Genomic DNA, 25,583 nt, shown 5'->3' on the forward strand with positions numbered 1-25,583 from the left:
GAGTCTTCGCGGAAAGGTATCAAAATGACAGAAAAGCTTAAAAAGTGGAACATAGGAAAGGCGATTAGCGTGATCATTACTCTGGCTGCTATTACAATCAAGCCAGAGTATGATCTTAAAAATCATTTCCTTAAATACAGCTATCAGAATATCTTCGCCACGTTATTTGTAATAGCGTACGTGGCGTTTTTTTATGACCGCATTATGGATTTTCTGTCAGACAGGAAGAACAGAATAGTATGTATTATTATGGGGGCTTTTGCCGCTTTTGCGATTGTGGTGGGATATTCCTTTGATACTACCGGAAGTATAGATGTGGTTAGAGGGGCGCTGATTAAGAATGCTATAAGGTTCATGGCGCTTGGTTATGCCTTCACGACTCTTTTCGCTCTTGTTTTTATCAAGATAAATGACCTTTTGGCGTCGGGTGCATTTATGTTAAATACAGAGCGTAAGCTTAAGGGACTTTATAAGTCCTATATAGATATTCTTCATAAGAAGCCTTTTATTACAGCTGTTGTTACAGTTTTCATAATCCTTATTCCGTGCCTTATCGCAGCTTATCCTGCGATTTTCATGGGTGATACCAGAGTGCAGCTTGCACAGGCATTTAATTCATCCTCATATAATCACTATGATGTGGAGTATGGTGCTACCAAGCTGGATAATCACCATCCTCTTGCTCACACAATGCTCATGTATATCTGTGTGAAAATTGGTGTGGCTGTAACAGGTTCATGGAACGTGGGAATGTTCATATACACTCTGATTCAGTACGTGTTCATGCTTGTTTGCATAGGTTATGTAGTAAAGACCTTCGTTGATGAAAAGTTTGGGGATATTTGTTCAATTCTTTTCATGCTGTATGTGGTATTTGCAGGCGGTCATTCAGGAAGATATATATTCCTTGCCACAAAGGATATTATTTATTCAGGCTTTTTGATCTTATTTACAATCGGGCTTTACAAGGCTCTTAAGGAACAGAAATTTGGAAGGTTCATTTATATTGGCGGCATAGGTATGCTGGCGTTTAGAAAAGAGGCCTTCTATATCCTCCTTTTGACTATCGTATTATGCATGATTCTGGCACTTTTTAGTCGCAAGAAGCTGGCGCTGTTATTTGCTGGCGTTGTGGTTATCCATGTTATGTGGAATAACGTACTTGTTCCTGCTATGGGAATACATGCAGGAAGTACAAGAGAGGTCCTCTCACTTCCTCTTCAGATGACAGGAAGATATGTCCTTAATTATCCAGATGAAGTTACAGATGAGGAAAGGGAGGCGATTGACGCAATCGTCAATTATGAGAAAATTGCGGAAAACTATGATCCCAAGCACTCATCACCTATAAAGAATACCTTCAGGGAAGATTCGACAAAAGCAGACCTTATGAATTACTTCAAGGTCTTTTTCAAGATGTTCCCAAAGCATCCGCAGATATATTTATATGCACTTATTGAGTTTAAGTATGAGCTGTTTTACCCCAAGGCCTTTAACAAGGCTACTTATCTGTACAGCTATTCTGCGAACCGCATGGAAAGAGCTAACGAATTCATGGGTGATGTGGGAGCTGACTTCCATTATCCCGATAATGCCGCATTGACTAAATTCAGAGATAGTCTGTGCGATGCAATGGTCAGATGGAATGGCTATCCTATAATCAATATGTTTAATTCAGCTGCTACCTATGTGTGGTGGGTGATAATTGCATTTGCGCTTTCAATTATAAAGAAAAACAAAGGCGTGTTTATTATTACACTGCCCCTTATTGCCACAATTCTGTTTTGTATTTTGGGCCCCCAGTCAGGTGGACATATCAGATATATGTATCCCCTGCAGATGGCGCTTCCGTGCATAAGTGCGTTTTCACTTAGGCTGTTAGGCATGATGGAAAAAGAATGATTATGAAGAATGCATTTAAGAAAAACTATATATACTTTACTATTTATGTGATGTTTGGATTATGCATATATTATTATTTTTGGAGGACGGAATTACCAAATCCGGATGCAATTGCGACAGAAAGATTTTCTAAGCATGGATATAAATGGGAAATGAGCTTGGGAAGATACATGCTTGGGCTTTGGCAAAAGTTGTTTTTTAATCAGATTCATCCCATGCTTTTTACGATATTAACAATTATCGTAATAAGTTTTATTGCATGTCTGACTCTGAATTTTCTAAAAATTGAGAGTAGGGTATTGAAACTTACACTGGGGATGCTGCTAATTGCTAATCCTCATGTAATAAGTGGATTAAGCTATTATTACTGCTTTTTTTATTATTCTATAGCATGGTTGTTCATGGTGCTGGCAGTCATAGTTATTGAACGATGTAAGGGGAAACAAATAATAGGGGGCATTATAGGTGCTGCCACGATGGTTTGCGTATCTCTGGCAACCTATCAGGCTTATATGTCTGTCTACATAGGGCTTGTAGCATTGTGGATGGTTTCCGTAATATGTGATTTTAAGGAATGTATAAACAGTTTACGAAAAGTTATCTTGAAGTTTATCTCGTTCATAATAGCATTTATTCTAGGTGTGGTTCTGTATTTATTATCTAACAGAATTATACTGGGGATATTTGGTGTTGAACTTGAGAAAAATCGAGGGTTTTCTTCCATGGGAACCTTAGATATAAAAATGGTTAGTGATGCAATTGTAAAGGGATATTATGCATATGCAGATTACTTTTTGGGAAATGGAATGTTGGCGAATGACAAGATCAAATATGCCAATATATCATTAAAAACAATTAACTATGGCTGTTTGGCTTTATTACTATTGACGTTAATGTTGTTTTTATATCAGTTATACTCTTCAGATATACTCCTTATTCAAAAAGTAATTGGTTCTTTATTTTGTTGCATTTTGCTGGCAATATTCCCGCTGTGTTTAATGGTGATAGTAGTTGCAGCACCTGAATGCGATATATATGACACAACTGGCGTGTTGATGATACCAGGTATGACCTTGCAATACATAATGATTGGGAAATTAGTAAGTGCTTTTGGAAAAAATGAGATAACTGTTTTAGGACAAAAAGTTTTGTCTGCCATAAAGGTATCTTTTATATGTGTGACTATTATCTTAATAATTGTTTTTTCGTTGTTTTCCTGGGATACACAAAAATATGCGCTCAATAATATGGAGAGAACATATAATGTGGGTACACTCATGGCTGAAGATATAAGGGTGTTCAAGGAAAACGGAGGGAAAAGGGTTTGCATTTTAGGGATGATGGAAAAAGGTAATTTTCCAGATGATAAAGAAGAATTAAGGGAAAAATTGCAATGGACAATAGCATACTATAGAACGTTTTGGGAAAGTAGAAAGCATACTCAGAAATTATGGAATAAGTTTTTGGAGAACTATATAGGAATTAATTACAAGAAATGTGAAATAGATAAGGTTGAAGAGATTTTTGAAAGTGACAAATTTAAAGCTATGCCAAATTATCCTGAAAAGGATAGTGTTGTAATCATGGATGATGTTTTAGTTATAAAGTTATCAGACTGAAGGATTTGAGTAATGATAGGTGCAACAATAGCGGTTGTATTGCCGATAGCAGTGTATATTTTTATGAATTTAATAACGGTAAGAGTGACCAAAGTTAAGTTTGGAGAAGCAATGCCTGTGACGATGATACTTGCTGTGTTCATAATGATTATTAGTCATTTTGTGTTATCTTCATTCTATTATGCTATCAGTTTTTTTTATGTATTATCTTTTGTTTCACTTATCTATTTATTATATATGGTAATTAAGCCTAGCAATGAGGATGAAAAAAATGTTTTTTTGAAGAATGCTTTTTCTAATGGCTTTTTTGCATTTATTATTTTGTGTGTAGCTATTATCATATGGGATAAAGGAAGAAGATTAGCTTTTTTTGATGAGTTTTCACATTGGGGAATGATGGTGAAAACTATGTTTAGGTTGGATGATTATTATACAGTAAATGAATCTAATCTAATAGTTCATAAGGACTATCCTCCATTTTCTTCCTTAATTAATCTTATATGGGTGATGATTAATAGAAATTATAGTGAAAAAGGATGTATACTATCACTTCACTTTTATGAACTTTCAATATTGATTCTTCCTATTGTCGAAAAATATAAAGAAGAAAAAAGGATATTTTCAGTTTCTTTAATGACAACGGCAATGCTGGCTATTGTTATGCTGATTATGGCTGGAACTCAGGGATATTTCCCTTCGATATACGCTGATACGCCACTTATGTGTACAATTTCTTTGGCTATGTTGCTGGCAACGGAAGATGATTTTTTTGATAATAAGTTTTATCAGTTCTGCTATATTATTACATGTGCAGCGGCAATGCTGTTTAAACAAACGGGAATTGCTTTGGTACTTATCCCATCTGCAATGCTTGTTTGGAGAATAGTATTTACTGGTAAATATTATGGAAAAAGAATAGGGCTCATATTATATACGGTTTTTTTTGCTTTGCCGGGACTGGCATGTATAAAAATATGGAATGGGTATGTCAAACCATATAATATTAGTAAAGAATTTGACATGGCAAGGGTTGATTTTAAATCAGCATTGAGAGACATTTTTTCTAATGGTGGTGGAGTATATAGCACAGATTTTAACACTTTTATGGATGGCCTGATTAGAAGGAATGTTATGGGATTGAGAGTATCAGTCTCTTTTCTTGGAGCATATTTGATTCTTATAGCTATAATAGCTTTAGTTTTGATTTTGCTTAGAAAAGAATATCCTGTGAAGGACACAATAGGTGTTTGGTTTTCACTGACATGTGGGACGGTGGGATATTATGTGATAATGGCAATTACATTTGTGTTTTTTATTGTTCAAAGAAATCTGTCAGGATATGGGAGATATGCATCAACGTATCTTAGCATGGAATTTCTGGTAGTGATATTGCTCATTATCAGGATTTTAATAAAGAAGAACAAAGTATCATTTGGTATTTTGGGGATGGCCTTTATCATCCTGGTTTTAGCTTTGGTTATAAATCCTAATCGAATATACAAGATTACACCTTCATATTTTCAAAAAGAAACAAAGTTTGACAGATGGAAAGTGATTGCTGGCAGTATTGACGAGAAGCTTCCTGATGGAGTAAGCTTTTATCTTTTAAATGATCCAAAAGAAGATATAAAATATGTAGTTCATTACATGAATGATACGAACCCACTGAATATTAAATTTTGCGATTATACATTTAGTGCTACACAAGAAGATACTGAGTTGGTTAAAGGTATAATGGATTCAATAGCTGCTGTTGACTATCTTTATGTAAAGGATGTGCCGGAGAAAATTGAGAGTTTATTTGTTACATCAGATGGGAAGCAAATCAAGTCGGATGCATTATATAAAGTAATAAATACAGATGCGGGAATGATTTTGGAAAAACAGTAAGAACCTATTGGATAAATGTATTTTTGGTGGCTGAAGAGTGATAATATTTTTAGTATTCTGATTATTTTGTTTTTTCTTGCAGTATATCATAATAACTATTACTATATAGAGATGATACTTTTTGAAACAGGAGATTTATATGAAGTTAATTATACAGATTCCCTGCTTTAACGAGGCTGAGACACTTGAGGTTGCGCTCAATGACCTTCCGAAGCACATAGATGGAATCGATACTATCGAATATTTGATCATAAACGACGGCAGTAAGGACAACACAGTAGAGGTTGCTAAGAACTGGGGCGTTCACTACGTTGTTAATTTCAAGAAAAATAAGGGACTTGCCAAGGGATTCATGGCAGGTCTTGACGCATGTCTTAGAAACGGCGCGGATATTATCGTTAATACGGATGCGGATAATCAGTATAACGGAGATGATATAGAGAAGCTGGTTCGTCCTATCATTGAAGGTAAGTCTGATATTGTTATCGGCGCAAGACCGATAGACCAGACTGAGCATTTTTCACCTCTTAAGAAAAAGCTTCAACACTTCGGAAGCTGGGTTGTAAGAAAGGCTTCCAAGTCAGATATTCCGGATGCTCCCAGTGGATTCAGAGCATACAGCCGCGAAGCTGCCATGAGACTTAACGTGGTAAATGAGTATACATATACTCTTGAGACCATCGTTCAGGCAGGTCGTGAGAGAATTCCCATGGAGTCAGTGGACATCAGAACCAATGCTGAGCTCAGACCTTCAAGACTTTTCTCAAGCATGATGGGCTATGTTAAGAAGTCCATGCTTACTATTATCAGAGCATATATGATGTATAAGCCTCTGCAGTTCTTCTCAATCTGCGGAGCAATTCCGTTCCTTATCGGATTTATTTTAGGTGTGCGTTACCTGGTATTTATTGCTCTTGGTGTAGACGGAGGACATGTTCAGTCCCTGATCCTTGCAAGCACACTTATGCTGCTCGGCTTTATGACCTTTATTGTGGGACTCCAGGCAGACGTTATTGCAGCTAACCGTAAGATCCTCGAGGATGTTCAGTATCATGTAAGAAAGCTTGACTATGACAAAGATACATCTGAGAAGAAAGATAAAGCAAATGATTGAAAAGATTTTTAAAAAGCTGGTAAACAAAGAAACAATACTATATACAATATTTGGCGTGGCTACAAGTGTTTTAAATGTAGCCATGTTTCATGTTTTGGATTTGCTGGGAATGGAGTACAAGCTGGCAAATCTGATCACACTTATTACAGTTAAGCTGGCAGCTTATATATGTAATAAAAACTTCGTATTTAAGAGTAAATGCAACAATTTTCTTGAGCTTGTCATGGAATTTGGACGCTTCGTGTTCTGGCGTGGCGCTACCATGATACTTGATTATGTCGGCCTGATTTTCCTTGTAGAGATAGTTCATATGAAGAAGCTTTATGGCAAGATCATTGTAACTGTTTTTGTCATTGCGCTGAATTATGTTACAGGTAAAAAGCACGTATTTAAGAATCAGGTAAAAGAAGAGACAGATAACGTGTGAGGAGACTTTTATGAAGAGAATTTTGGCGGGAATACTTGCAGGAGTCATGGTGGCGACCTGTGTTGGAACCGGTGATACTGCGAGGGCAATTACTGCTGAGGAGTTTTTTGAATCAGTATCTGACGGTAATGCACAGGATGAAACTACCGAAGAAGAGAAGAGCTCAGAGGAAAAGAGTGATTCTGAGGATGATGCAGATAAGCCGGAAGAAGATGCAACTAAGGTGTCTGACGATAAAGAAAATACAGATTCTAAAGAAACAGAATCAGAGGATACAGACGAAACCGTATCAGATGGAAATGCTGATTTTGCGGATGAGGATGATCCTGAAAAGGAAGTATCATCAGGTGATGCAGGAGATATAGAAGACTCTGATGATGACTTCGAGAGTGCCGCGTTTAAGTATGAGGAAGAGGTAGACGGATATCAGTTCGTACTTACCGCGGATGAAAACATTCTTCCTGAGGGCACAGAGGTTCAGATCGTGAAGCTCTCAGAGGAGGATGAAAAGCTTATAGAGAACGATGTTCAGGATATGTCTAAGACTAACGTTATGGAGACAGAGTCCTTTGACATCAAGCTCTACGATGAAAATGGAGTGAAAATCCAGCCAAGAGACGGAAGTGTTCATATTTCTGTGAAGCTACCCGAAGAAAAGGCCTACTCAATGGAGACCTATGGCGGTGGTGCGGAGTTTAAGATTTACCATGTTCATGATGAGGATGAAGAGGCACTTCCTACAAAGGTAAATGAGGAAGATTCAGATATAGCCCTTCCTACAGAGGATGATACAGAAATTTATGTGGATGAGGAGGCTTTTGACCCCGAAACCCATGAGCTTAAAAAGGACAGCGTATTAAAGTTCTTAAATGCTGCTGTTCATGAGGAAACAGAGTACCTCAAGGAATATACACTTGAGTGCGATACTGACAGCTTCTCAGTATTCTCAGTTGCAACTGTGCTCAAGTATTCATACGACACAGTCGAGGCAGGCGGTGAGACAGTTTATAACCTTTCAAGAGCTGAGCTTAGTGGTAACTTCAGAGGCTATGTAAATGGTGCGCTTTCAGATGCCTGGAATAATTACAAGGCTGATAACTCAAGATTTTTCAGAGTTGTGCTGGCTTCCGGAACATATACATTAAGCGGTGGCGTACTTCGTATAGGAAGTAATACAACCCTTGATATGAGCGGTGTTACTATTAAGAATAATAACGGCAGAATGCTCACAACTTCTCTCATGGACGGCAAAAAAGGTGTTGGCGGATATGCTGACTACAAAAATATCACTCTGTCAGGCGGATGCTGGGACGCAGAGGGAACAACAAAGGTTCCGATAAGATTTGCCCATATGACAGGTCTTACAATGAAAAATGTTACCTTTGAAGATACAGCTGCTACCCATACAGTGGAGATCGGTGCCTGCAAGGATGTTCAGATAACAGGCTGTACCTTCCAGAACACCAGACATCCCAGCGGCGAGCTGGAAGCTCTGCAGATAGACGTTATGCATGAGTATAGCTATTCCTCAGACGATAGTGAGGATTCAGATGATACAGGCTATACCATGAAGTATTATCCGGATCAGGTATATGATGATACCTGCTGCGAAAATGTCACCGTAACAGGCTGCACATTCCGCAACCTGAAGAGGGGCTTTGGCAGCCACGGAGCTCTTGTTGGTAAGTATTATTACAATAACATCACAGTTAAGAACTGTGTTTTTGATAACATAGAAAACACGGCGATTATGTGTACCATGTGGAAGGATTCCGTTATTTCAGGTAACACCTTTACAAACGTAGGACGAGGTGTGGATACAACTACTTATCCCTGGTATACACATTACCCTGATGATCATGAGAGTAAGAAGGCATTGGGATATAATGCCAACATCACTATTTCCTCTAACCAGTTTAGCCTTGGCGGAGCAGACAGAGACAGTGCGACTCTTGCAGCGATTCTTGTGAGCGGATATCACAGTTCAAATGAAGGTGATGATTATCCCGCAGGAACCTACACTCCTACAGGATTCACAATCATCAACAATACTGTAACCGGTTATAATGACTGGAATAATTATCACGAGGATAATGTTTACGCAGATGTTTACGTGCTCTATGCAAGGGGAGTTAAAATCGATAACAATGACCTCAGATATGGAAAGTACGGCGTTCTTGTTCAGAGTAACAGTGAAGCTTCTTCAGTAAACGGTAACAAGTTTTCAGAAAACGATGCTGCATCAATTGCTGTAAGAAACGGTGGAACAATCTCAGATATGCGTGATAATGCGCTTCTTGGGGCTGCTCCTTATGTTCTTTATGCAGATAACGAGTCAACCTGCAACGGAACCATCAATGCTGACTTTAAGATGGGTGCCGGTGAAAAGGTAAACCTTAAGTATAAGGAATTACCCCATGTAACATCTGACCTTGCAAATATAGAAGGACTTAGATACAAGTCCTCCAAGAAGGCAGTTCTAAAGGGTGGTGGATCAAAGCTTAGTGCCAAGAAGAAGGGAAAAGCCATAGCGAGAGCTTCCTGGCAGCGTGGAAACGGCACTGTAAACCTGGAGATTTCAGTTCAGGTTAAGAAGGCGCCCACAAAGCTTAAGCTTGGCAAGAAAAAGATAACCATTAAGAAGGGCGAAAAGTATCAGCTTACACCCAAGGTAAATACTGCATGTCACACCTATACTTACAAGTCTTCAAATAATAAGATTGCAAAGGTGTCCAAGAACGGCGTTATTACAGCTAAGAAAAAGGGCACAATTCAGATTACGGTTAAGACATATAACAATGTTACCAAGACCATAAAGGTAAAGGTTAAAAAATAAACTATCGTTTATGGAGGAGAGATAAGTAATGCAGGGAGTAATCTTAGCTGCCGGAATGGGTAAGCGCCTTAAGTTTTTAACAAATGACAATACAAAGTGCATGGTGAAGGTAAACGGTGTCACCATGATAGAGCGTGCGCTCAGGATTCTCGATAAGAAGCATTTGTCCAAGATAGTTATAGTTGTGGGTTACAAGGGAAAAGAGCTCATCGACTATATAGGAACTCTGGATATCAAGACGCAGATAGTTTTCATTGATAATCCTGTGTACAACAAGACCAACAATATCTATTCACTGGCTCTAGCCAAGGATTATCTTTGCGCAGAGGACACACTTTTATTAGAGTCTGACCTTGTATTTGAGGAAAGCGTCATCGACACTCTTCTGAACGATAAGAGGGAGAATCTTGCTCTTGTTGATAAGTTCGAGAGCTGGATGGACGGAACCTGTATGGAGCTCGATGAGAACGACTGCATTACCAATTTCATTCCCGGAAAATATCTGCAGTTTTCAGAGAAGGATCACTACTACAAGACAGTTAATATTTATAAGTTCAGTGCATCCTTCTGCATGAATACCTATGTGCCCTTCCTTACAGCCTATGAGAAGGCCATGGGTGAAAATGAGTACTATGAGTCTGTTATCAAGCTGATTTCTCTCCTTGAGACAAAGGAGATAAGAGCTAAGAGGCTTGATGGCCAGATCTGGTATGAGATCGATAATATTCAGGATCTTGATATAGCTGAATCACTGTTTTCAAATTCAGACGAGGAGCATTTCCAGAAAATAGCTGCCCGCTACGGCGGTTATTGGAGATATCCCAAGCTCCTGGATTTCTGCTATCTTGTTAATCCCTACTATCCTCCGAAGAAGATGATAGAGGAGATGAAGTCCAATTTCACAGAGCTTCTTACACAGTATCCTTCCGGAATGGCGGTTAATTCACTGTGTGCAGCCAGTGCCTTTGGAGTAAGACAGAACCATATCGTAATCGGAAACGGTGCTGCCGAGCTTATTAAGAGCCTTATGGAAAAGCTGCTTTCCGATCCGGAGATGAAGATAGGCTGCATTTCTCCGACCTTTGAGGAGTATCCTAACCGATTCGACAGAGACAGGATTGTGGGATTTGTATCTAATGCTCATGATTATCATTATACTGAGGATGATCTGATAGCCTTCTATGGAGATAAGGATATAAGTGCGCTGGTTCTGATAAATCCTGATAATCCGAGCGGTAATTACATCAGTAATGACGGTCTTATGAAGCTTATCGACTGGGCTAAGAGAAAGGGAATTATCCTTATTATCGATGAGAGCTTTGTTGATTTCGTAGATATCGAGGATGGCGAGGGGATCGAGAGCGTTACGCTTTTAAAGGAAAAGATCCTAGGATTATATGAAAAGCTCTATGTTGTAAAGAGTATCTCAAAATCCTATGGTGTTCCCGGTGCAAGACTTGGGGTGCTTGCCAGCCATGATGAGAAGACTATTGAATTTATCAAGAAGGATGTTGCTATCTGGAATATCAATTCCTTTGGCGAATTTTTCATGCAGATAAAGGAAAAGTACGATAAGGATTACTTTAAGTCTCTTGAAAAGATGAGAGCTGCAAGAGCTTCTCTTATGAAGGAGCTTGCGGCAATTCCTTATATTACACCCTTTGAGTCACAGGCCAATTACATCATGTGCAGACTCTCTGATGTGAATTCAAGGGAGCTTTCCATGAGACTTCTCAGGGAAAATATTTTCATAAAGGATCTGACTCCCAAGATCAGGGACGGAAATCAGTACCTGCGTCTTGCAGTCAGAGATGAGACTGATAATAAGAAGCTTATCAGTGCTCTTAAGCGTTACATGAAGGAAAAGATGAAATGATGATGCCTTTATATATAGACCCCGGCACGGGAAGCATACTGTTTGCGGTGCTTATAGGTATTCTCGGGGCTATAAGATATGTTATAAGAATTGGAATAGTAAAGCTGAAGTTCATGATGAGCGGAGGCAAAAAGGTGGATAACGATGGAGAAGTCCTTCCCTTCGTAATCTATTCGGACAACAAAAGATACTGGAATGTATTTGAGCCTATATGCAGAGAGCTTGATAAAAGGGGAATGAAGGTTGTTTACATGACCCAGTCTCCGGATGACCCGGCTCTTAATAATCCCTACGAGAATATCAAGGGTGAGTTTATCGGTGAAACAAATAAAGCCTTCGTGAGACTGAATTTCCTTGAGGCTACAATGCTTTTATCAACCACGCCAGGGCTTGAGGTTTATCAGTGGAAAAAGTCCAAGGGCGTAAAGCATTACTGTCATATCCTGCACGCAGCGGGAGAGGTTGTGCTCTACAGAATGTTCGGAATCGACTACTATGATTCCCTGCTTTTATCAGGTGAGTATCAGGTTGATGAGGTAAGGCAGCTTGAAAAAATGAGAAATCTTCCGGAGAAGGAGTGCTACGTAGTGGGACTTCCTTACATGGACGAGATGGTTAAGCGTCTTAAGGAGAGCGGCCCCAGTGAGCCTCATGAGAGAACCGTTCTTCTTGCTCCTTCATGGGGACCGAGCGCTATTTTCTCAAAGTTTGGAGGAGATATCATAGGTAAGCTCCTGGACACAGGGTATCACGTTATTGTTCGTCCTCATCCCCAGTCCTTCGTATCCGAGAAGGAAATGCTGGATAAGATCATGGAAAAGTATCCTGAATCCGACAGACTTGAATGGAACAGGGATGTCGATAACTTCGAGGTATTAAAGAGAGCAGATATTCTGATCTCAGACTTTTCAGGTGTTACCTTTGATTTTGCACTTGTTTACGATAAGCCTATCATCTATGCGGATACTGAGTTTGATACCGCGCCATACGATGCATGGTGGCTTAAGAAAGAGGTATGGACTCTCACAGCTCTTCCAAGAATCGGAATGAAGCTGGAGGAGAGCAAGATGGATTCTCTTAAGGAGATGATCGATACCTGTATCGAGGATCCTAGGTTTGCTGAGGGAAGAAAAGAGGTCAGATCAGAGACCTGGTGCTACTACGAAGAGGGCACAAAGAGGACTGTTGACTGGCTTATGAATAAGTATGAGGAGCTTACAAAGGAGAATGCAGAGAACGCCTGACCGGGTGCTTTGCATTTGATGTGAGCTTTCGAATTAGAAACAGGAAGTAAAAATGAGTATTTCAGAAATAATATACACATTGCTTATCAGACCACTCAGAGTTTTTTTTGAGCTGGTCTTTATAACTGCCAATAAGGTGATCGGTAATCCCGGCCTTTCAATAATTGCGCTGAGTCTCGCTATCAATTTTCTGGTACTGCCTCTCTATAAGAGAGCTGACGCAGTTCAGGAGGAGGAGAGAGACATCGAAGCTAAGCTCCATGACGGCATTGCTCATATAAAGAAGACCTTCAAGGGCGATGAGCGTATGATGATGCTTCAGACCTACTACAGGCAGAATGATTACAGACCGACAGACGTTTTCAAGGGATCCATATCACTGTTTCTTGAAATACCCTTTTTCATTGCTGCATATCAGTTTCTGTCTAATCTTTGGATTTTACAGGGAGTTTCATTTGGCATAATTTCTGACCTTGGAGCTCCGGATCAGCTTATAAAAATCGGTGCACTTGGAATAAATCTTCTTCCGATTCTTATGACCGGAATTAACCTTATTTCCTGTGCGATTTTCACCAAGGGCTATCCCCTTAAGACCAAGGTTCAGCTGTACTCAATGGCGGTGTTCTTTTTCATCTTTTTGTATGATTCACCGTCAGGCCTGGTATTTTACTGGACGCTGAACAACCTGTTTTCACTTATAAAAACTATTTTCTATAAGCTTAAGAATCCCAAAAAGGTGCTCAGCATCCTTTTTGCGGTTATCGGAGCAGTGACAGCTGTTTATGGTGCTGCCTTCTATAGTAGCGATAATATGAAGCACAAGGCTCTTATCGTTGTCCTGGGCCTTGGCTGCATGGTTCCGCTTTTCGTGATGCTCCTTAAGAAGAAAAAGGCTGAGCTTGTGAAGGCTAATAAGGATCAGCCCAATGCAAAGCTTTTCTGGGCAGGTGCTCTTTATATGGTGGTGCTGGTGGGACTTGTTATTCCTTCAAATGTTATAAAGTCATCACCCCAGGAGTTTGTGGATCTTAACTATTACGTAAATCCTCTGTGGTATATAGTCAGCTCCTTCTGCCTGGCTGCAGGTGCTTTTGTGATATGGATGGGAGTTTTCTACTGGCTTGCAGGAAAGGAGTTCAGACCTTTCTTTGATAAGCTGATCGTAGTTGTAAGTGCTGTTGCTACAGTTGATTACATGTTTTTTGGAAATAATCTTGGAACCCTTACTGCTGACCTTGAGTATGAAGAGGGCTTTGAGTTTTTATTATCAGAGAAAATGATAAATTTCGGAGTGGTGCTGGCGGTTATTGCAGTTTTCATACTGCTTGTTAAAATGCTTCCCAAGCTTACAGCGTCTGTGGTTTCAATAGCGGCACTTGCCCTTGCTATCATGTCAGGCAGCAACATGGTGAAGATTCAGGAGTCTGTAGCGCAGCTCGCTGATGATGTGGCATACGCCAAGGCAGATGTGCCAAGCTTTAGCTTAAGTAAGAACGGCAAGAATGTAATCGTTATCATGCTGGACAGAGCCATGAATGCTTACATTCCCTATATTATGAATGAAAAGCCGGAGCTTAAAGAGGTTTATTCCGGATTTACATATTATCCAAATACAATTTCCTTTGGACCCTGCACCAACTTTGGATCAGCTCCGATTTTTGGTGGTTATGAGTACACTCCTGAGGAGATGAACAAGAGGGATTCCGAGCTTTTGGTGGATAAACAGAATGAGGCACTTAAGGTACTGCCGGTTCTGTTTGATGAAAATGACTATGATGTAACTGTTATAGAGCCGCCCTATGCGGGATATCAGTGGACACCTGACCTGTCAATCTATGATGAGTATCCTGATATTAAGGCATACCATGCGGCAGGTAAGTTCATACCTGCTGAGCAGAAGGAGGACAGCATCGAGAGTAGAAAGGAAGATTTCTTCTGCTACAGCCTTATGAAGGCTACTCCGCTTTTTGCACAGAATTCACTTTATAACTGCGCTAACTATAACAACTATGAGAATCCGTCTGTTCCGGGTAAGCAGGAGAGACATAAGCATGAAGCAAAAGGCTTAAGTGCAAAGTGCATGGATCACTATACCGTATTAGAGAATCTTTCGAATATAACAAACATAACAGATGATGGTAATACGTTTATGATGATGTCTAATGATACAACCCATGAGCCTATGATTATGCAAGAGCCTGAGTTTGTACCATCTGCTTATGTAGATAATTATGAATATGATGAGGAACATGCTGACAGATTTTTGGTAGATGGGGTTCAACTTAATGTGCCTAAGCCTTGGCATCTGGCTCATTATGAGACAAATATGGCAGCATTGCTTAGATTAGGTGAGTGGTTTCAGTATTTGAAGGATGAAGGTGTTTATGATAACACCAGGATTATTATTACAGCTGATCATGCCAGGGCATTAGGACAGCTTGACAATCTTATTCTGGATGATGGTAGTAACTGGTTGCTTGATGCCCAGTTCTATTATCCGCTTTTACTTGTGAAGGATTTTGGAGCTGAGGGAGAATTATCTACCTGTGAGGATTTCATGACAAATGCTGATACACCCACCATGGCGGTTAGTGAGATTATTGATAATCCTGTGAATCCTTTCACCGGTAAGGAAATCAATAACGATGAGAAATTCGCTCATGATCAGTATGTGATTGCTTCACACCAATATGATACGGAAGTAAATAATGGAACACAGTTTTTACCTGATATGTGGCTGGCTGTTCATGATGATATGAGGAAAAAAGAGAACTGGAAGATAGTTCAGGATAGTTCTACAATGCCATATTAAGCTTTTGTAGTGTATAATATGCAATGGAAGAGGAGATAAATCTGTTGTTGGGGTAAGCTATGAAAAATGGTTGCCAGGTGGAAAATAAAATAGATCATTCTGATTTTTGGAAAAAAGCTGCTATTACCGCTTTAATAGCGGCTTTTTTTGCTGTGCTTTTGTTTATGGCGCTTTGCGCAGTGCTGTATATCACGCCCTTTGGGGATAAGACCTTTTTGTATGAGGATATGAAGCAGCAGTACGTGGATTTCTTCTCATATTACAGCAATGTTTTTCATGGGAAGGATGGATTTTTCTATTCTGATAACTGCGGACTTGGAGCTAAGATGCTTGGAATATGGGCATATTATCTGATAAGCCCGTTCCTTTTGATGTTCGTGCTTATTCCTGATAGCTATTATCCTGTGGCTGTAACCTTCCTTATTATGCTAAAGCTTGCGGCCATGGCTGGAACTGGTTCGGTGTTCTTTTCATATATTTCTGATAAGTTTCCTGTTGAACAAGAATTTGGAAGAGTAAAGAGACAGGATGAGAATGGTTGGGCAAGTGGACTTTTTAATTGTATAGGCCTTTCTAATATCATAGCTTCTGTTGCTTTTGCATTTAGCGGCTGGATGATTGCAAACATGACTAATATCATGTGGCTTGATGCAGTGATCATGATGCCGGTGGTGCTTATCGGGCTCTTTATGATGATGCGTGACGAGAAGAGAGGACGAATTATTTATGTCGTCTCTGTCATGATCATGGTGGTGATGAATTATTATATTGCAGCTATGGTGCTGATGTTTGTGGGATTACTTGCAGTTCTGCTGTGCTTTGGCGGCATTTATGAAAATGGGATCAGGAGGTTTTTTGAATTTATAGCTGCAACTTTAGGCTCGCTCCTTCTTGATGCCTGGTTCCTGATTCCAACTGCGATGTCTCTTATGGGCAGCAATAAGGACCACTCAGGCAAAATGGCAAGTGCGTTTGCTAAGTATCTGCCATCCTCAGAGGCAATCGGAAAATATATCTCTCCAATTGCTGTTCTTCCAAAGCTCTTTAGCATGAGCTATGATTCCTTGGAAATCATGGAAGGGATGCCTAATATCTATTTTGGTGCAGCGCTTATTATTCCCTGTGTTTTGTTTTTCTTTAATAAGGCTATTGGCAGAAAGACCAAGGTGCTTATGGGCATTTACCTTTTGGTGATAATGATGTTTTTCTGTATTAAGCCGCTTAATACCCTGGCTCACGGAGGAACGGAGGCCTATGGGTATCTGTACAGGTATTCCTTTGTTTTTTCCTTTGTGTGCGTGACTCTTGTTTATTTGAATCTTGTGAACTACAAGGGGATAGATTTAAAAGGAGTGCTTATATCAGGTGGAATTGCGGTAGTTTTATTTGCAATTGCATTTTTATCAAAGCCTGGATTTATTGGAAATAAGGCATGGGTTGTTAATGCCGGTGTTTTGTGCGCAGTTGAAGTGCTGCTCATTGCGCTTTCTTGTGGCAGGAATATTGTTAATATGGGCGCTCTTGCTATCTTGGCCATTGTCCTTACTGTCGATATATCGATGAATTTTATATGTATATACAGAAATTCATCAATGAATGCGGAGACAGAAACAGGCTACATGGCTAAATGTGAGGAGACGAGGGCTACTCTGGAGGATATTAGAAGCGAAGAAGATTATGCATTGGGAATGGAGTGGTATCGTATAGAATCTACTTCGCCCAGAACTCCTAATGATTCTTTGCACTTTGGGTACCCTGGAACCACAACCTATAATAGTCTTCTAAAGGTTGAGAACCGCCTTTTCATGTATAGGCTTGGCTTTAATGACAATGGTCTCTATACCATGTATGAAGAGGGTAACACCAGATGCGCCGATGCTATTCTTGGTATCAGATACATTATGAATGGTGTTGATTATGAAAAGAGGGAGGCTCTTTCAGCAGAGTTTACTACAGGGGATAAGATTCCGGAGCTTTTAGAGTGCATTGAGGATACAAAGAATCCCTTTGAAGCCCAGGAGATGTTGTGGAATAGATTTACCGGAAGAGATGATGAGGTATTTAAGGAAGCTGAATGCCTGCAGCTTAATGAAGGAGATAATGAGGCGGACGATAAGGGTTCTGCCGATACATGTATATATGAGATACATCCGAAGATAAGTGGAAAGCTTTATTTCTATATGAATCGCGACACTAGAGCTGACAGATCCCTTGAGATATATGTGAATGGAGAGTTCACTAGCGGCTATGGTAATGCTTCCTGCCAGAAGGTTCTTGATCTTGGCTACTTCGATGAAGGAAAAGCAGTAACTCTGGAAATAAGAGCAGCGGATGGAATAGAAGGTCTTCCTGATGGAATGGTTGTTGTGACTGAGGATTTAGGCATTCTGGAGGGTGTTTTCACAGACTGAACAAAATTCTAAAAAAAAAATAAATTTTTTTTTGAAATAGGGGTTAAGTTTTCTAAAGTGCTGTCCGATATTATTATCGGTGGGGAAGAAATGACACAACACCTTGGGTTTTCTAAGGAGACACTACAAGATAGGGTATGCCGGGATGCCTATCCACAAGATAGAGTCATTCGGGGGAGCATTTAGAGGTAGAGTTTAAAATCAATTGATTTTTTTTCATAAACCCTCTAAAGTAAATAGAAAATACGCCGATAAATGTAGTAGAACTAAAGAAATTCTCCAAGGAAGGAGGAAACGATATGCGTATAGAAGCTTACAGCCAGATTCAGCAAGTTTATGGCACCAGCAAAGTGAATAAGACCGCTAAGACTCAGAAGACAGGTAATGTTTCTGATTCTCTGAAGATTTCTTCAATCGGAAAGGACATTCAGATTGCTAAGCAGGCTGTGAAAGAGGCTCCGGATGTCAGGGAGGACGTTACGGCACCTATCAAGAGTGCAATTAAGAACGGAACGTATGACGTTAGCGGAGAGGATTTTGCAGATAAGCTCCTCGCTAGACTCAGCGAATCTATTTGAGAAATATGAAAACATTATATAGAAACTATTAGAGCCGGCTTAATCAAACGGTTTAAGCTCCGATGGAAATTAGGCAGGCTCTATATCTATGCCCTTTTTTGGGACAGTCACCTGACGAGGTATTTACGAGTCTGGTGAATGTGCCAGGTCTGGCGAGCGAAGCGAGAGCAGACCTTCCTTGTTGCTATAGTTATTTAGCGAGGTAATAGACATGGCTAGCTTATTGCAGAATCTTGTAGACGTTCTCGACAGAGAATGTGCATTATATGAGAGACTCCTTGATTTATCAGGAAAAAAGACGCCTGTTATAGTCGAGAGGGACTTAAAGAAGCTTGCAAAGATAACAGAGGATGAGCAGGCGGTGGTTTCTCTTATTTCTGCAGTGGATAAGGAACGTGAAGCAGTAATGGACAGCATTGCAGAGGTAATCGGAGAAAAGGGCAACGATCTTAAGCTTACCGATCTTGTAAGGATGCTTAATTCAAGACCTAATGAACAGAGAAGTCTGGCAATCCAGAGAGATAAGCTTAAATCAATATCAAGCAATGTCCAGAGAGTAAATGATCAGAATCAGATTCTTCTTCAGAGCTCTTTGGAAATGGTGCAGTACGAGATGAATATAATTCAGTCTGCAAGGCGTGCGCCTGAGACTGCCAATTATACGAGACATGCAGGCACCAGAGGCGACCTCATAGCGGTAGCACCTATGGGACGCTTCGATGCGAAGCAGTAAAATTATTGAGATATACAAAATCGAGTGGGATAGCGTATCCTGCTCGATTTTTTATATGGAAAATCCTCACGTTCATAAGGAATTCCTGATATTTTTTCATTTTAATTCTAAGAAAACCCTTTAATTAGCCGATAAAGAATATGAAGAGCTTTGTGTAAAGGCTGAAATCAGCTATTTGATATATACGAGGTAAGTACATGGCATCTTTAATGGGAAGTTTATATATTGGAGCTTCTGGACTTCAGACATCACAGAATGCGCTGAATACCACATCTCACAATATGGCCAATATAGACACGGAAGGCTATACAAGGCAGCAGGTTTCACAGGGCACTCGCCCTTATATCACCACTGAAAAGGATTTCAGAATAATTTCCTGGAAACAGACCGGACTCGGCGTTGTTTACAACAATTGTAAGCAGGTCAGAAGCCTTTTTCTTGACCAGAGCTACAGGCAGGAAACAGGAAGAGAGTCCTTCTATGACGTGTCAGTAACAACCCTTGAAGAGATCGAGGATCAGCTTCAGGAAATGAACGGCACAGAGTTTGCAGAGTCCATGAATAACCTCTGGGTTGCAATTCAGGAGATGAGTAAGAACCCTACAAACGCAGTCAATCAGAGCACTCTGGTAACAAGGGCAAACGAGTTCATTACAAGAGCAAAGAGTGTATATGAAGGCTTTACTAATTATCAGGACAACATGGATCTCAAGGTTGCGGATCTGGTGGAAGAGATAAATGACATCGGCGACAGAATAAAAGAGCTGAACCTGGAGATAGTTAAGATAGAATCCGGACATCAGGAGCATGCAAATGACCTTCGGGACGAGAGGAATCTCCTCCTGGACAGACTTGGAAAGCTTGGAAGGATAAGCTATTACGAGGATGTTTTCGGAAACGTACTTGTACAGTATGAAGGAACACAGTTCGTAACTACAGATCATGTAAATCACATGGCATGCGACAATGTGCTTCCTGCAGATAAGGGCGGAAGTGCTGTTGGATATAACACTCCTTATTGGGAGTTCGCAGCGAAAAAGGAATACGATGAAATAAGAGGCGAATGGGTAGTTACTGATATCAGAGGTGCAAAGGTATTCGACCTTACACAGACCGTATCCACAGCAATGAACACCGATATCGGACAGCTTCGCTCAACTCTTCTTGCAAGAGGTGACCATCACGCCAACTATCACGATATAACAGAGGACGCTTCAGGACAGTATTACAACACAAATATAGCTCAGTCAGTAATCATGAATGTGGAAGCAGAATTTGACCAGATGATCAAGAACATCTGCACAGCAATAAATGAAGTGTTCGAGAACGCCGAAAGTAATCCTGTTACTCTTGGAGAGGCAGAGGGGAAAACTTCAGATTACGATCTTTTCACAGTATTAAACGAAGAGGATTGCCTCAACTACGATATCGATGATGAGCACAAGGCAGGAACAGTAAGAAAAAGCTACATGATCACAAACCTGGCAGTTAATTCAAAATATCTTGAACTGCCTACAACAATGACATTTCTTCTTGCAGATGGAAGTGAGGATCAGGATGCGGTTGAAAAGCTGAAGGTCACTTTTACTACAGCAAAGTATCTGATCAATCCTAACGTGGCAACAAAGACAGACTTCGTTGGATATTACAATATGCTGGTTTCTCAGGTGGCTAACTCAGGTGAGGTTTACAAGGGAATCAGATCCAATCAGGAGCTTACGGTAGATGCTGTATCAAATGCAAGAGAGCAGATAGTTGGTGTATCAAGTGATGAAGAGCTTGAGTTCATGATCGAGTTCCAGAATGCATTTAATGCATCCAGTAGATATATAAATGTGGTAAGTGAGATGCTGGAGCATGTAGTGACAGCACTAGGAAGCTAAAATACCTGACGAGGTATTTTCGAGTCTGGTATTTTAGCATTCTTCTGGCGAGCGATAGCGAGAGCAGAAGTTCCTTTGAAAAAGAAGTAAGGAGATAACATATGCCTTCAACATTTTTCGGATTAAACATAGCTGCATCAGGACTTAGAGCGGCAAATGCAGCACTCAACACAACTGCAAATAACATAGCTAATGCCAATACTGATGACTACAGCCGTCAGAAGGTTGATCAGAGAGCATCGGATGCACTGAGAGTTTTCACAACTTATGGATGTGCCGGTGCGGGTGTTGATACCATCGCTATTGAAAGAGTTCGCGACGAGTTTTATGACGTAAAGTACAGAACTAACGAGACACTTCTTGGAAGAGTAACTCAGCGCAACTACTTCAACCAGCTGGCACAGGAGTACTTTAAGGACGATGGAACAACCGGATTCTCAAGTCTTTTCACCAAGATGCAGTCAGCACTTCAGGATGTTATGAAGGCATCAGGAACAACTGAGACAAAGGCTACCTTCGTATCATCTCTGTCACAGATAACAGATTATTTTAATCACATGTCCGAGTCATTGCAGCAGCTTCAGAACGATATCAACCAGGAAATAAAAATGAGCTGCGATACCATAAATTCCTACGCACAGCAGATCTGCTCCCTCAACGAACAGATAAATGTCATCGAGATGCAGGGATCAAGGGCAAACGAGCTTAGGGATCAGAGAGATGATCTTCTTGATAAATTGTCAAAGATTGTCGATATAGATGTTAAGGAAACTAAGGTGGTAGATGCCAGCAATCCTGAGAGAGAGACCGGTGCCACAAGACTTATAGTAAATATCGCAGGGCAGCAGCAGTTACTGGACGGATATGCTTATAAAAAGCTTATCTGCATCGCAAGAGAAGCAAATGAAAATGTTAATCAGAGCGATATAGTCGGACTTTACGATATCAAGTGGGCGCCCGCCAACTATAAGGAGGGTGATAACACCAGTAAGCTCGATGTATTTGATCTTGATAATAAGCTTATTGGAGGAGAGCTCCAGGGGCTTATCGATATGAGAGATGGAAATAACAGCTTCTACTTCAGCGGAGAGGTTCAGGATTCCATCAAGGATTCAAAAACAGGACTTACAACAGTTACCATCAAGGTTTCAGACCCGAACCTTATGGATATGACAAAGTGTACACTTCCTCAGGCAGGAAAAATCGAAGTGGCAAGTAAGATATACTCCTACGAGGAGTGGCAGTATGACGGCGGTGATACCTACACCTTCATACTTACGGCAGAGAGTACAAGATCCACAACACCTCCTAAATACAGGACAGCAACTGTTGGCGCTGATTTTTCATACCAGGGAATTCCATACTACATGCAGCAGATGAATGAGTGGGTAAGGAAGTTTTCCGAAAGAGTTAACGACATCATGGTTAAGGGCTTCACAGCGGACTCTCAGGAAGGTCAGTACATACTCTCCGGAACCAGCGATATGGATTCCAGCGCACAGTTTTCATACCCACAGCTCACATCACTCTCAAACAACAAGGGCTATTACGAGCTGACAGCAGGTAACTTCATAGTAACAAGAGAGCTCAGAGCTAATTCAGATCTTCTTGCAACCAAGATGGATGTCACAGAGGGTGAATCAGAGTACAAGAATATCGAAAACCTTGGAGAGTTCTTTTCAAAGGAAGATATATTCCGAGGCGCAACAAGCGGTGAGTTCCTTGATAAGGTACTTGGTGATGTGGCACTTAACGCCAGCAATTCAGAGACACTGGAGGGTACATACACAGCCCTTGAAAAGACCATCGGCAACCAGAGACTTTCAGTAATGGGTGTTGATGAGGATGAAGAAGCATCCGCTCTTGTTCAGTACGAGCACAGCTACACGCTTAACTCCAAGATGATAAATACATTAACACAGGTCTATGACAGACTTATCACCCAGACGGGCGTATAAGAAAGGGATTTACCATGAGAATTACCAACAAGATCATGAACAACAACTCACTCTACAACATCAATAACAACAAGGTCGCAGAGGATGAGGTCAACACACAGATGGCTACCGGAAAAAAGATAGCCAGACCCTCCGATGACCCGGTTATTGCTATCAGAGCTTTGAGACTTCGCTCAACAGTTACACAGCTTGATCAGTACTATCAGAAGAATGCGAAGGACGCAAAGAGCTGGATGGATGTTACAGAGGATGCGCTTTCAACTATAACTGACGTTCTTACGGATGCGATCAGTATAGCTAACAGAGGCGCGAATAAAGATCTTACCATGGCAGATTTAAATACTCTGGTAACACAGCTTAGCGCCCTGTCAAAGGAATACTATTCCACAGGAAATGTGGACTATGCAGGCCGTTATGTTTTCACAGGCTTCCGCACAGATACCACACTTTCATACGGAAAACCCACAACTGAGAATTTCACGGATATAAATGATGAGTTCAACGCAGCTGATATCAGCAGATCCTACAGAACCCTGAACATGCAGTATCTGGATGCCGGTAATGTGCTTGATGCTACTACACAGGGCAAGTATGCAAATGAAACCAAAGAGGATGATATCCGTCAGGTGGATATCGGAAGAATAAGACTATCCTATGATGATCTGGATTATACAGTTGGCGATGAGAATAAGGCAGCGCTGAAATACAGGGAAAATCTGGTACAGGAAGCTACATCATCCATAACTGAGACAGACCTTACATATTTTGATCTTAAATTCGTCAACGAAGCAGGTGAGGAGCAGATAGCTTATGTTCCGCTGTCTGACATATATACGGTTACAGTAGGAAACTATCAGTGCACCGCAGAGCGCGCAAGCATTACACATCCTGAGCGAGGCTACATCATCAATGTAACTGATCTTACAACCTTTGATATGTACCAGTTCGAGGTAAGTAAGGATGGAGTTCTCACAGATGGCGACGGAGACGGACAGGTAGATGTTCCGACAGGTATAAAAAGTGCAGTTGTATCTATGCAGACTACAAGCGTATCTACACTGGCATTTTCAGATGAAGACGGTAACAACGAGACAACGGTTCCGCTTCTTGGACCTGTTGGGCAGCAGTACAAGATAGATGTAGATAATGATTTCGTAGCCACAGTAAACGGTGACGGAACATATACAATTGAAAAAGAGACATCCCAGGATGAATATGAAAACAGGACTAAGACAGTTCTTGAAGTGACTGCAAACGGAAGTATGCATTCATCCTATAAGGAAACTACAATAGTTATAGATACAGATCATATTATCTATTCAACATCCACAGAGGATGAAATAGATGAAGCCTACAGACAGCTTAAGGGTGAATATGCACCTAAGAGGAAGGCTTATAACTCCGGAAACGAAGGAGATGATGAGCTGGCATTTGAAGAAGCCTATGAGGAGTTCAGTAAGACCTATAACAACATGGTTTATCTTAATGCGAAAACAGGAGAAGTCCTTCTGAATGATTATCTCTATGATAAGCTTTCAGCACTTCCTTTTATCACAAATGCCAACACAGTTGATGTGGTTTATGATAAGAAGGAGTGGCAGGAGGGTGACATCAGACCTCAGAACCTGTTTGCATGTGTTGATGGAGACGGTGTTATTTACAATGGTGGTAATGCACCTCATGAGATTCAGTACGATGTGGGATATGCTCAGAAAATCACCATAAATACAGCAGCTACCTCAGTTTTCTCGACCACAATAAAAAGAGATATATTCGATCTTGAGCAGATAGCAGCTAATATCAATCTGGTAAATACAACACTTACAACTCTTCAGGATAAGCTTGCAGGACTGACCGATAAGGACGAGATAAGCGTAGTACAAAATGAGATAGATGCCTGCAAGAAGGCTTATGATTATCTCAGACAGAACATCCAGGAGGAGTTCGAGCACAAGATCACAAGCATCCAGGTAGCACTTGATAAGGCAAATGTGGCAGTAACTGATAATGGTACAAGAAGTAAGAGACTCGAGCTAATAAATACAAGACTTCAGGATCAGAACACGACCTTCAAGTCATTGCAGTCTGATAATGAGGATGCTGATCTTGCAGAGACAGCAACCAATCTTGCAACAGCACAGCTGACCTACCAGGCAGCACTTATGGCAACAGGTAAGATTTCAAAAGACAGCCTTATGAATTATATTTAATAAATTTTTAATGGTAATTGGTTATCAGGTTCAAAACCATTTGGCTTGCAAAAAACCGTTAATTTGTTACAATAATTAATAACAGAAAGT

General features: G+C 40.5%; 15 protein-coding genes. All 15 read left to right on the top strand.

The annotated features are described in order from the left end of the window. Nucleotides 1-24 precede the first annotated feature (24 nt). The 15 genes from G601_RS0105570 (at nt 25) to G601_RS24750 (ending at nt 25,493) form a co-directional block, all read left to right on the top strand. Nucleotides 25-1,902 carry a DUF6020 family protein gene (locus G601_RS0105570; RefSeq protein ID WP_026664754.1) on the top strand — a complete coding sequence of 626 codons (1,878 nt, stop codon included), beginning with the start codon at nt 25-27 and terminating at the stop codon, nt 1,900-1,902. Between the two features lie 2 nt (nt 1,903-1,904). Next, nucleotides 1,905-3,521 (top strand): glucosyltransferase domain-containing protein, encoded by a 1,617-nt coding sequence (locus tag G601_RS0105575; protein WP_196808820.1) that lies wholly within the window; start codon nt 1,905-1,907, stop codon nt 3,519-3,521. Between the two features lie 12 nt (nt 3,522-3,533). Beyond that, nucleotides 3,534-5,411: a hypothetical protein gene (locus G601_RS0105580; RefSeq protein WP_026664756.1), complete on the top strand. Its 1,878-nt coding sequence runs from the start codon at nt 3,534-3,536 to the stop codon at nt 5,409-5,411. Between the two features lie 139 nt (nt 5,412-5,550). Next, on the top strand, nt 5,551-6,525 hold the full coding sequence (locus G601_RS22085; RefSeq protein ID WP_035790373.1) for a glycosyltransferase family 2 protein: 975 nt from the start codon (nt 5,551-5,553) through the stop codon (nt 6,523-6,525). Beyond that, nucleotides 6,518-6,952 carry a GtrA family protein gene (locus tag G601_RS0105590; protein WP_026491764.1) on the top strand — a complete coding sequence of 145 codons (435 nt, stop codon included), beginning with the start codon at nt 6,518-6,520 and terminating at the stop codon, nt 6,950-6,952. Before G601_RS22085 ends, G601_RS0105590 begins: the two co-directional genes overlap by 8 nt. Before the next feature lie 10 nt (nt 6,953-6,962). Continuing rightward, complete coding sequence (locus tag G601_RS0105595) at nt 6,963-9,788, top strand: right-handed parallel beta-helix repeat-containing protein (protein WP_026664757.1); 2,826 nt, start codon at nt 6,963-6,965, stop codon at nt 9,786-9,788. A 28-nt stretch (nt 9,789-9,816) separates the two neighbouring features. Next, a complete protein-coding gene (locus G601_RS0105600) occupies nt 9,817-11,664 on the top strand; it encodes an aminotransferase class I/II-fold pyridoxal phosphate-dependent enzyme (RefSeq protein WP_026664758.1) in 1,848 nt (615 codons plus the stop codon). Then, nucleotides 11,661-12,908, top strand: a complete 1,248-nt coding sequence (locus G601_RS22090; protein ID WP_035786063.1) for a CDP-glycerol glycerophosphotransferase family protein — start codon at nt 11,661-11,663, stop codon at nt 12,906-12,908. Before G601_RS0105600 ends, G601_RS22090 begins: the two co-directional genes overlap by 4 nt. A gap of 52 nt (nt 12,909-12,960) precedes the next feature. Next, a complete protein-coding gene (locus tag G601_RS0105610) occupies nt 12,961-15,720 on the top strand; it encodes a YidC/Oxa1 family membrane protein insertase (RefSeq protein WP_026664759.1) in 2,760 nt (919 codons plus the stop codon). A 59-nt stretch (nt 15,721-15,779) separates the two neighbouring features. Continuing rightward, nucleotides 15,780-18,131: a YfhO family protein gene (locus G601_RS0105615; protein WP_026664760.1), complete on the top strand. Its 2,352-nt coding sequence runs from the start codon at nt 15,780-15,782 to the stop codon at nt 18,129-18,131. 299 nt (nt 18,132-18,430) lie between these two features. Then, nucleotides 18,431-18,709 carry a flagellar biosynthesis anti-sigma factor FlgM gene (gene flgM / locus G601_RS0105620; RefSeq protein WP_026491769.1) on the top strand — a complete coding sequence of 93 codons (279 nt, stop codon included), beginning with the start codon at nt 18,431-18,433 and terminating at the stop codon, nt 18,707-18,709. Between the two features lie 211 nt (nt 18,710-18,920). Further along, nucleotides 18,921-19,442, top strand: coding sequence for a flagellar protein FlgN (locus G601_RS0105625; protein WP_155834471.1), 522 nt, complete (start codon nt 18,921-18,923; stop codon nt 19,440-19,442). 197 nt (nt 19,443-19,639) lie between these two features. Next, nucleotides 19,640-21,325 (top strand): flagellar hook-associated protein FlgK, encoded by a 1,686-nt coding sequence (gene flgK, locus G601_RS0105630; RefSeq protein WP_026664762.1) that lies wholly within the window; start codon nt 19,640-19,642, stop codon nt 21,323-21,325. A 101-nt stretch (nt 21,326-21,426) separates the two neighbouring features. Continuing rightward, the gene (gene flgK, locus G601_RS0105635; protein ID WP_026664763.1) at nt 21,427-23,283 is read left to right on the top strand and encodes a flagellar hook-associated protein FlgK; all 1,857 of its coding nucleotides are present in this window, start codon (nt 21,427-21,429) and stop codon (nt 23,281-23,283) included. A 14-nt stretch (nt 23,284-23,297) separates the two neighbouring features. Further along, a complete protein-coding gene (locus G601_RS24750) occupies nt 23,298-25,493 on the top strand; it encodes a flagellin N-terminal helical domain-containing protein (RefSeq protein WP_051205625.1) in 2,196 nt (731 codons plus the stop codon). Nucleotides 25,494-25,583 lie beyond the last annotated feature (90 nt).

It is taken from the genome of Butyrivibrio sp. FC2001 (assembly GCF_000424125.1).
Classification (GTDB): Bacteria; Bacillota; Clostridia; order Lachnospirales; family Lachnospiraceae; genus Butyrivibrio.

Excerpts from the sequence above, each read along its gene's own strand:
- G601_RS0105570 (WP_026664754.1), top strand. The coding sequence starts at position 25 with ATGACAGAAAAGCTTAAAAAGTGGAACATAGGAAAGGCGATTAGCGTG.
- G601_RS0105575 (WP_196808820.1), top strand. The coding sequence starts at position 1,905 with ATGAAGAATGCATTTAAGAAAAACTATATATACTTTACTATTTATGTG.
- G601_RS0105580 (WP_026664756.1), top strand. The coding sequence starts at position 3,534 with ATGATAGGTGCAACAATAGCGGTTGTATTGCCGATAGCAGTGTATATT.
- G601_RS22085 (WP_035790373.1), top strand. The coding sequence starts at position 5,551 with ATGAAGTTAATTATACAGATTCCCTGCTTTAACGAGGCTGAGACACTT.
- G601_RS0105590 (WP_026491764.1), top strand. The coding sequence starts at position 6,518 with ATGATTGAAAAGATTTTTAAAAAGCTGGTAAACAAAGAAACAATACTA.
- G601_RS0105595 (WP_026664757.1), top strand. The coding sequence starts at position 6,963 with ATGAAGAGAATTTTGGCGGGAATACTTGCAGGAGTCATGGTGGCGACC.
- G601_RS0105600 (WP_026664758.1), top strand. The coding sequence starts at position 9,817 with ATGCAGGGAGTAATCTTAGCTGCCGGAATGGGTAAGCGCCTTAAGTTT.
- G601_RS22090 (WP_035786063.1), top strand. The coding sequence starts at position 11,661 with ATGATGATGCCTTTATATATAGACCCCGGCACGGGAAGCATACTGTTT.
- G601_RS0105610 (WP_026664759.1), top strand. The coding sequence starts at position 12,961 with ATGAGTATTTCAGAAATAATATACACATTGCTTATCAGACCACTCAGA.
- G601_RS0105615 (WP_026664760.1), top strand. The coding sequence starts at position 15,780 with ATGAAAAATGGTTGCCAGGTGGAAAATAAAATAGATCATTCTGATTTT.
- flgM (WP_026491769.1), top strand. The coding sequence starts at position 18,431 with ATGCGTATAGAAGCTTACAGCCAGATTCAGCAAGTTTATGGCACCAGC.
- G601_RS0105625 (WP_155834471.1), top strand. The coding sequence starts at position 18,921 with ATGGCTAGCTTATTGCAGAATCTTGTAGACGTTCTCGACAGAGAATGT.
- flgK (WP_026664762.1), top strand. The coding sequence starts at position 19,640 with ATGGCATCTTTAATGGGAAGTTTATATATTGGAGCTTCTGGACTTCAG.
- flgK (WP_026664763.1), top strand. The coding sequence starts at position 21,427 with ATGCCTTCAACATTTTTCGGATTAAACATAGCTGCATCAGGACTTAGA.
- G601_RS24750 (WP_051205625.1), top strand. The coding sequence starts at position 23,298 with ATGAGAATTACCAACAAGATCATGAACAACAACTCACTCTACAACATC.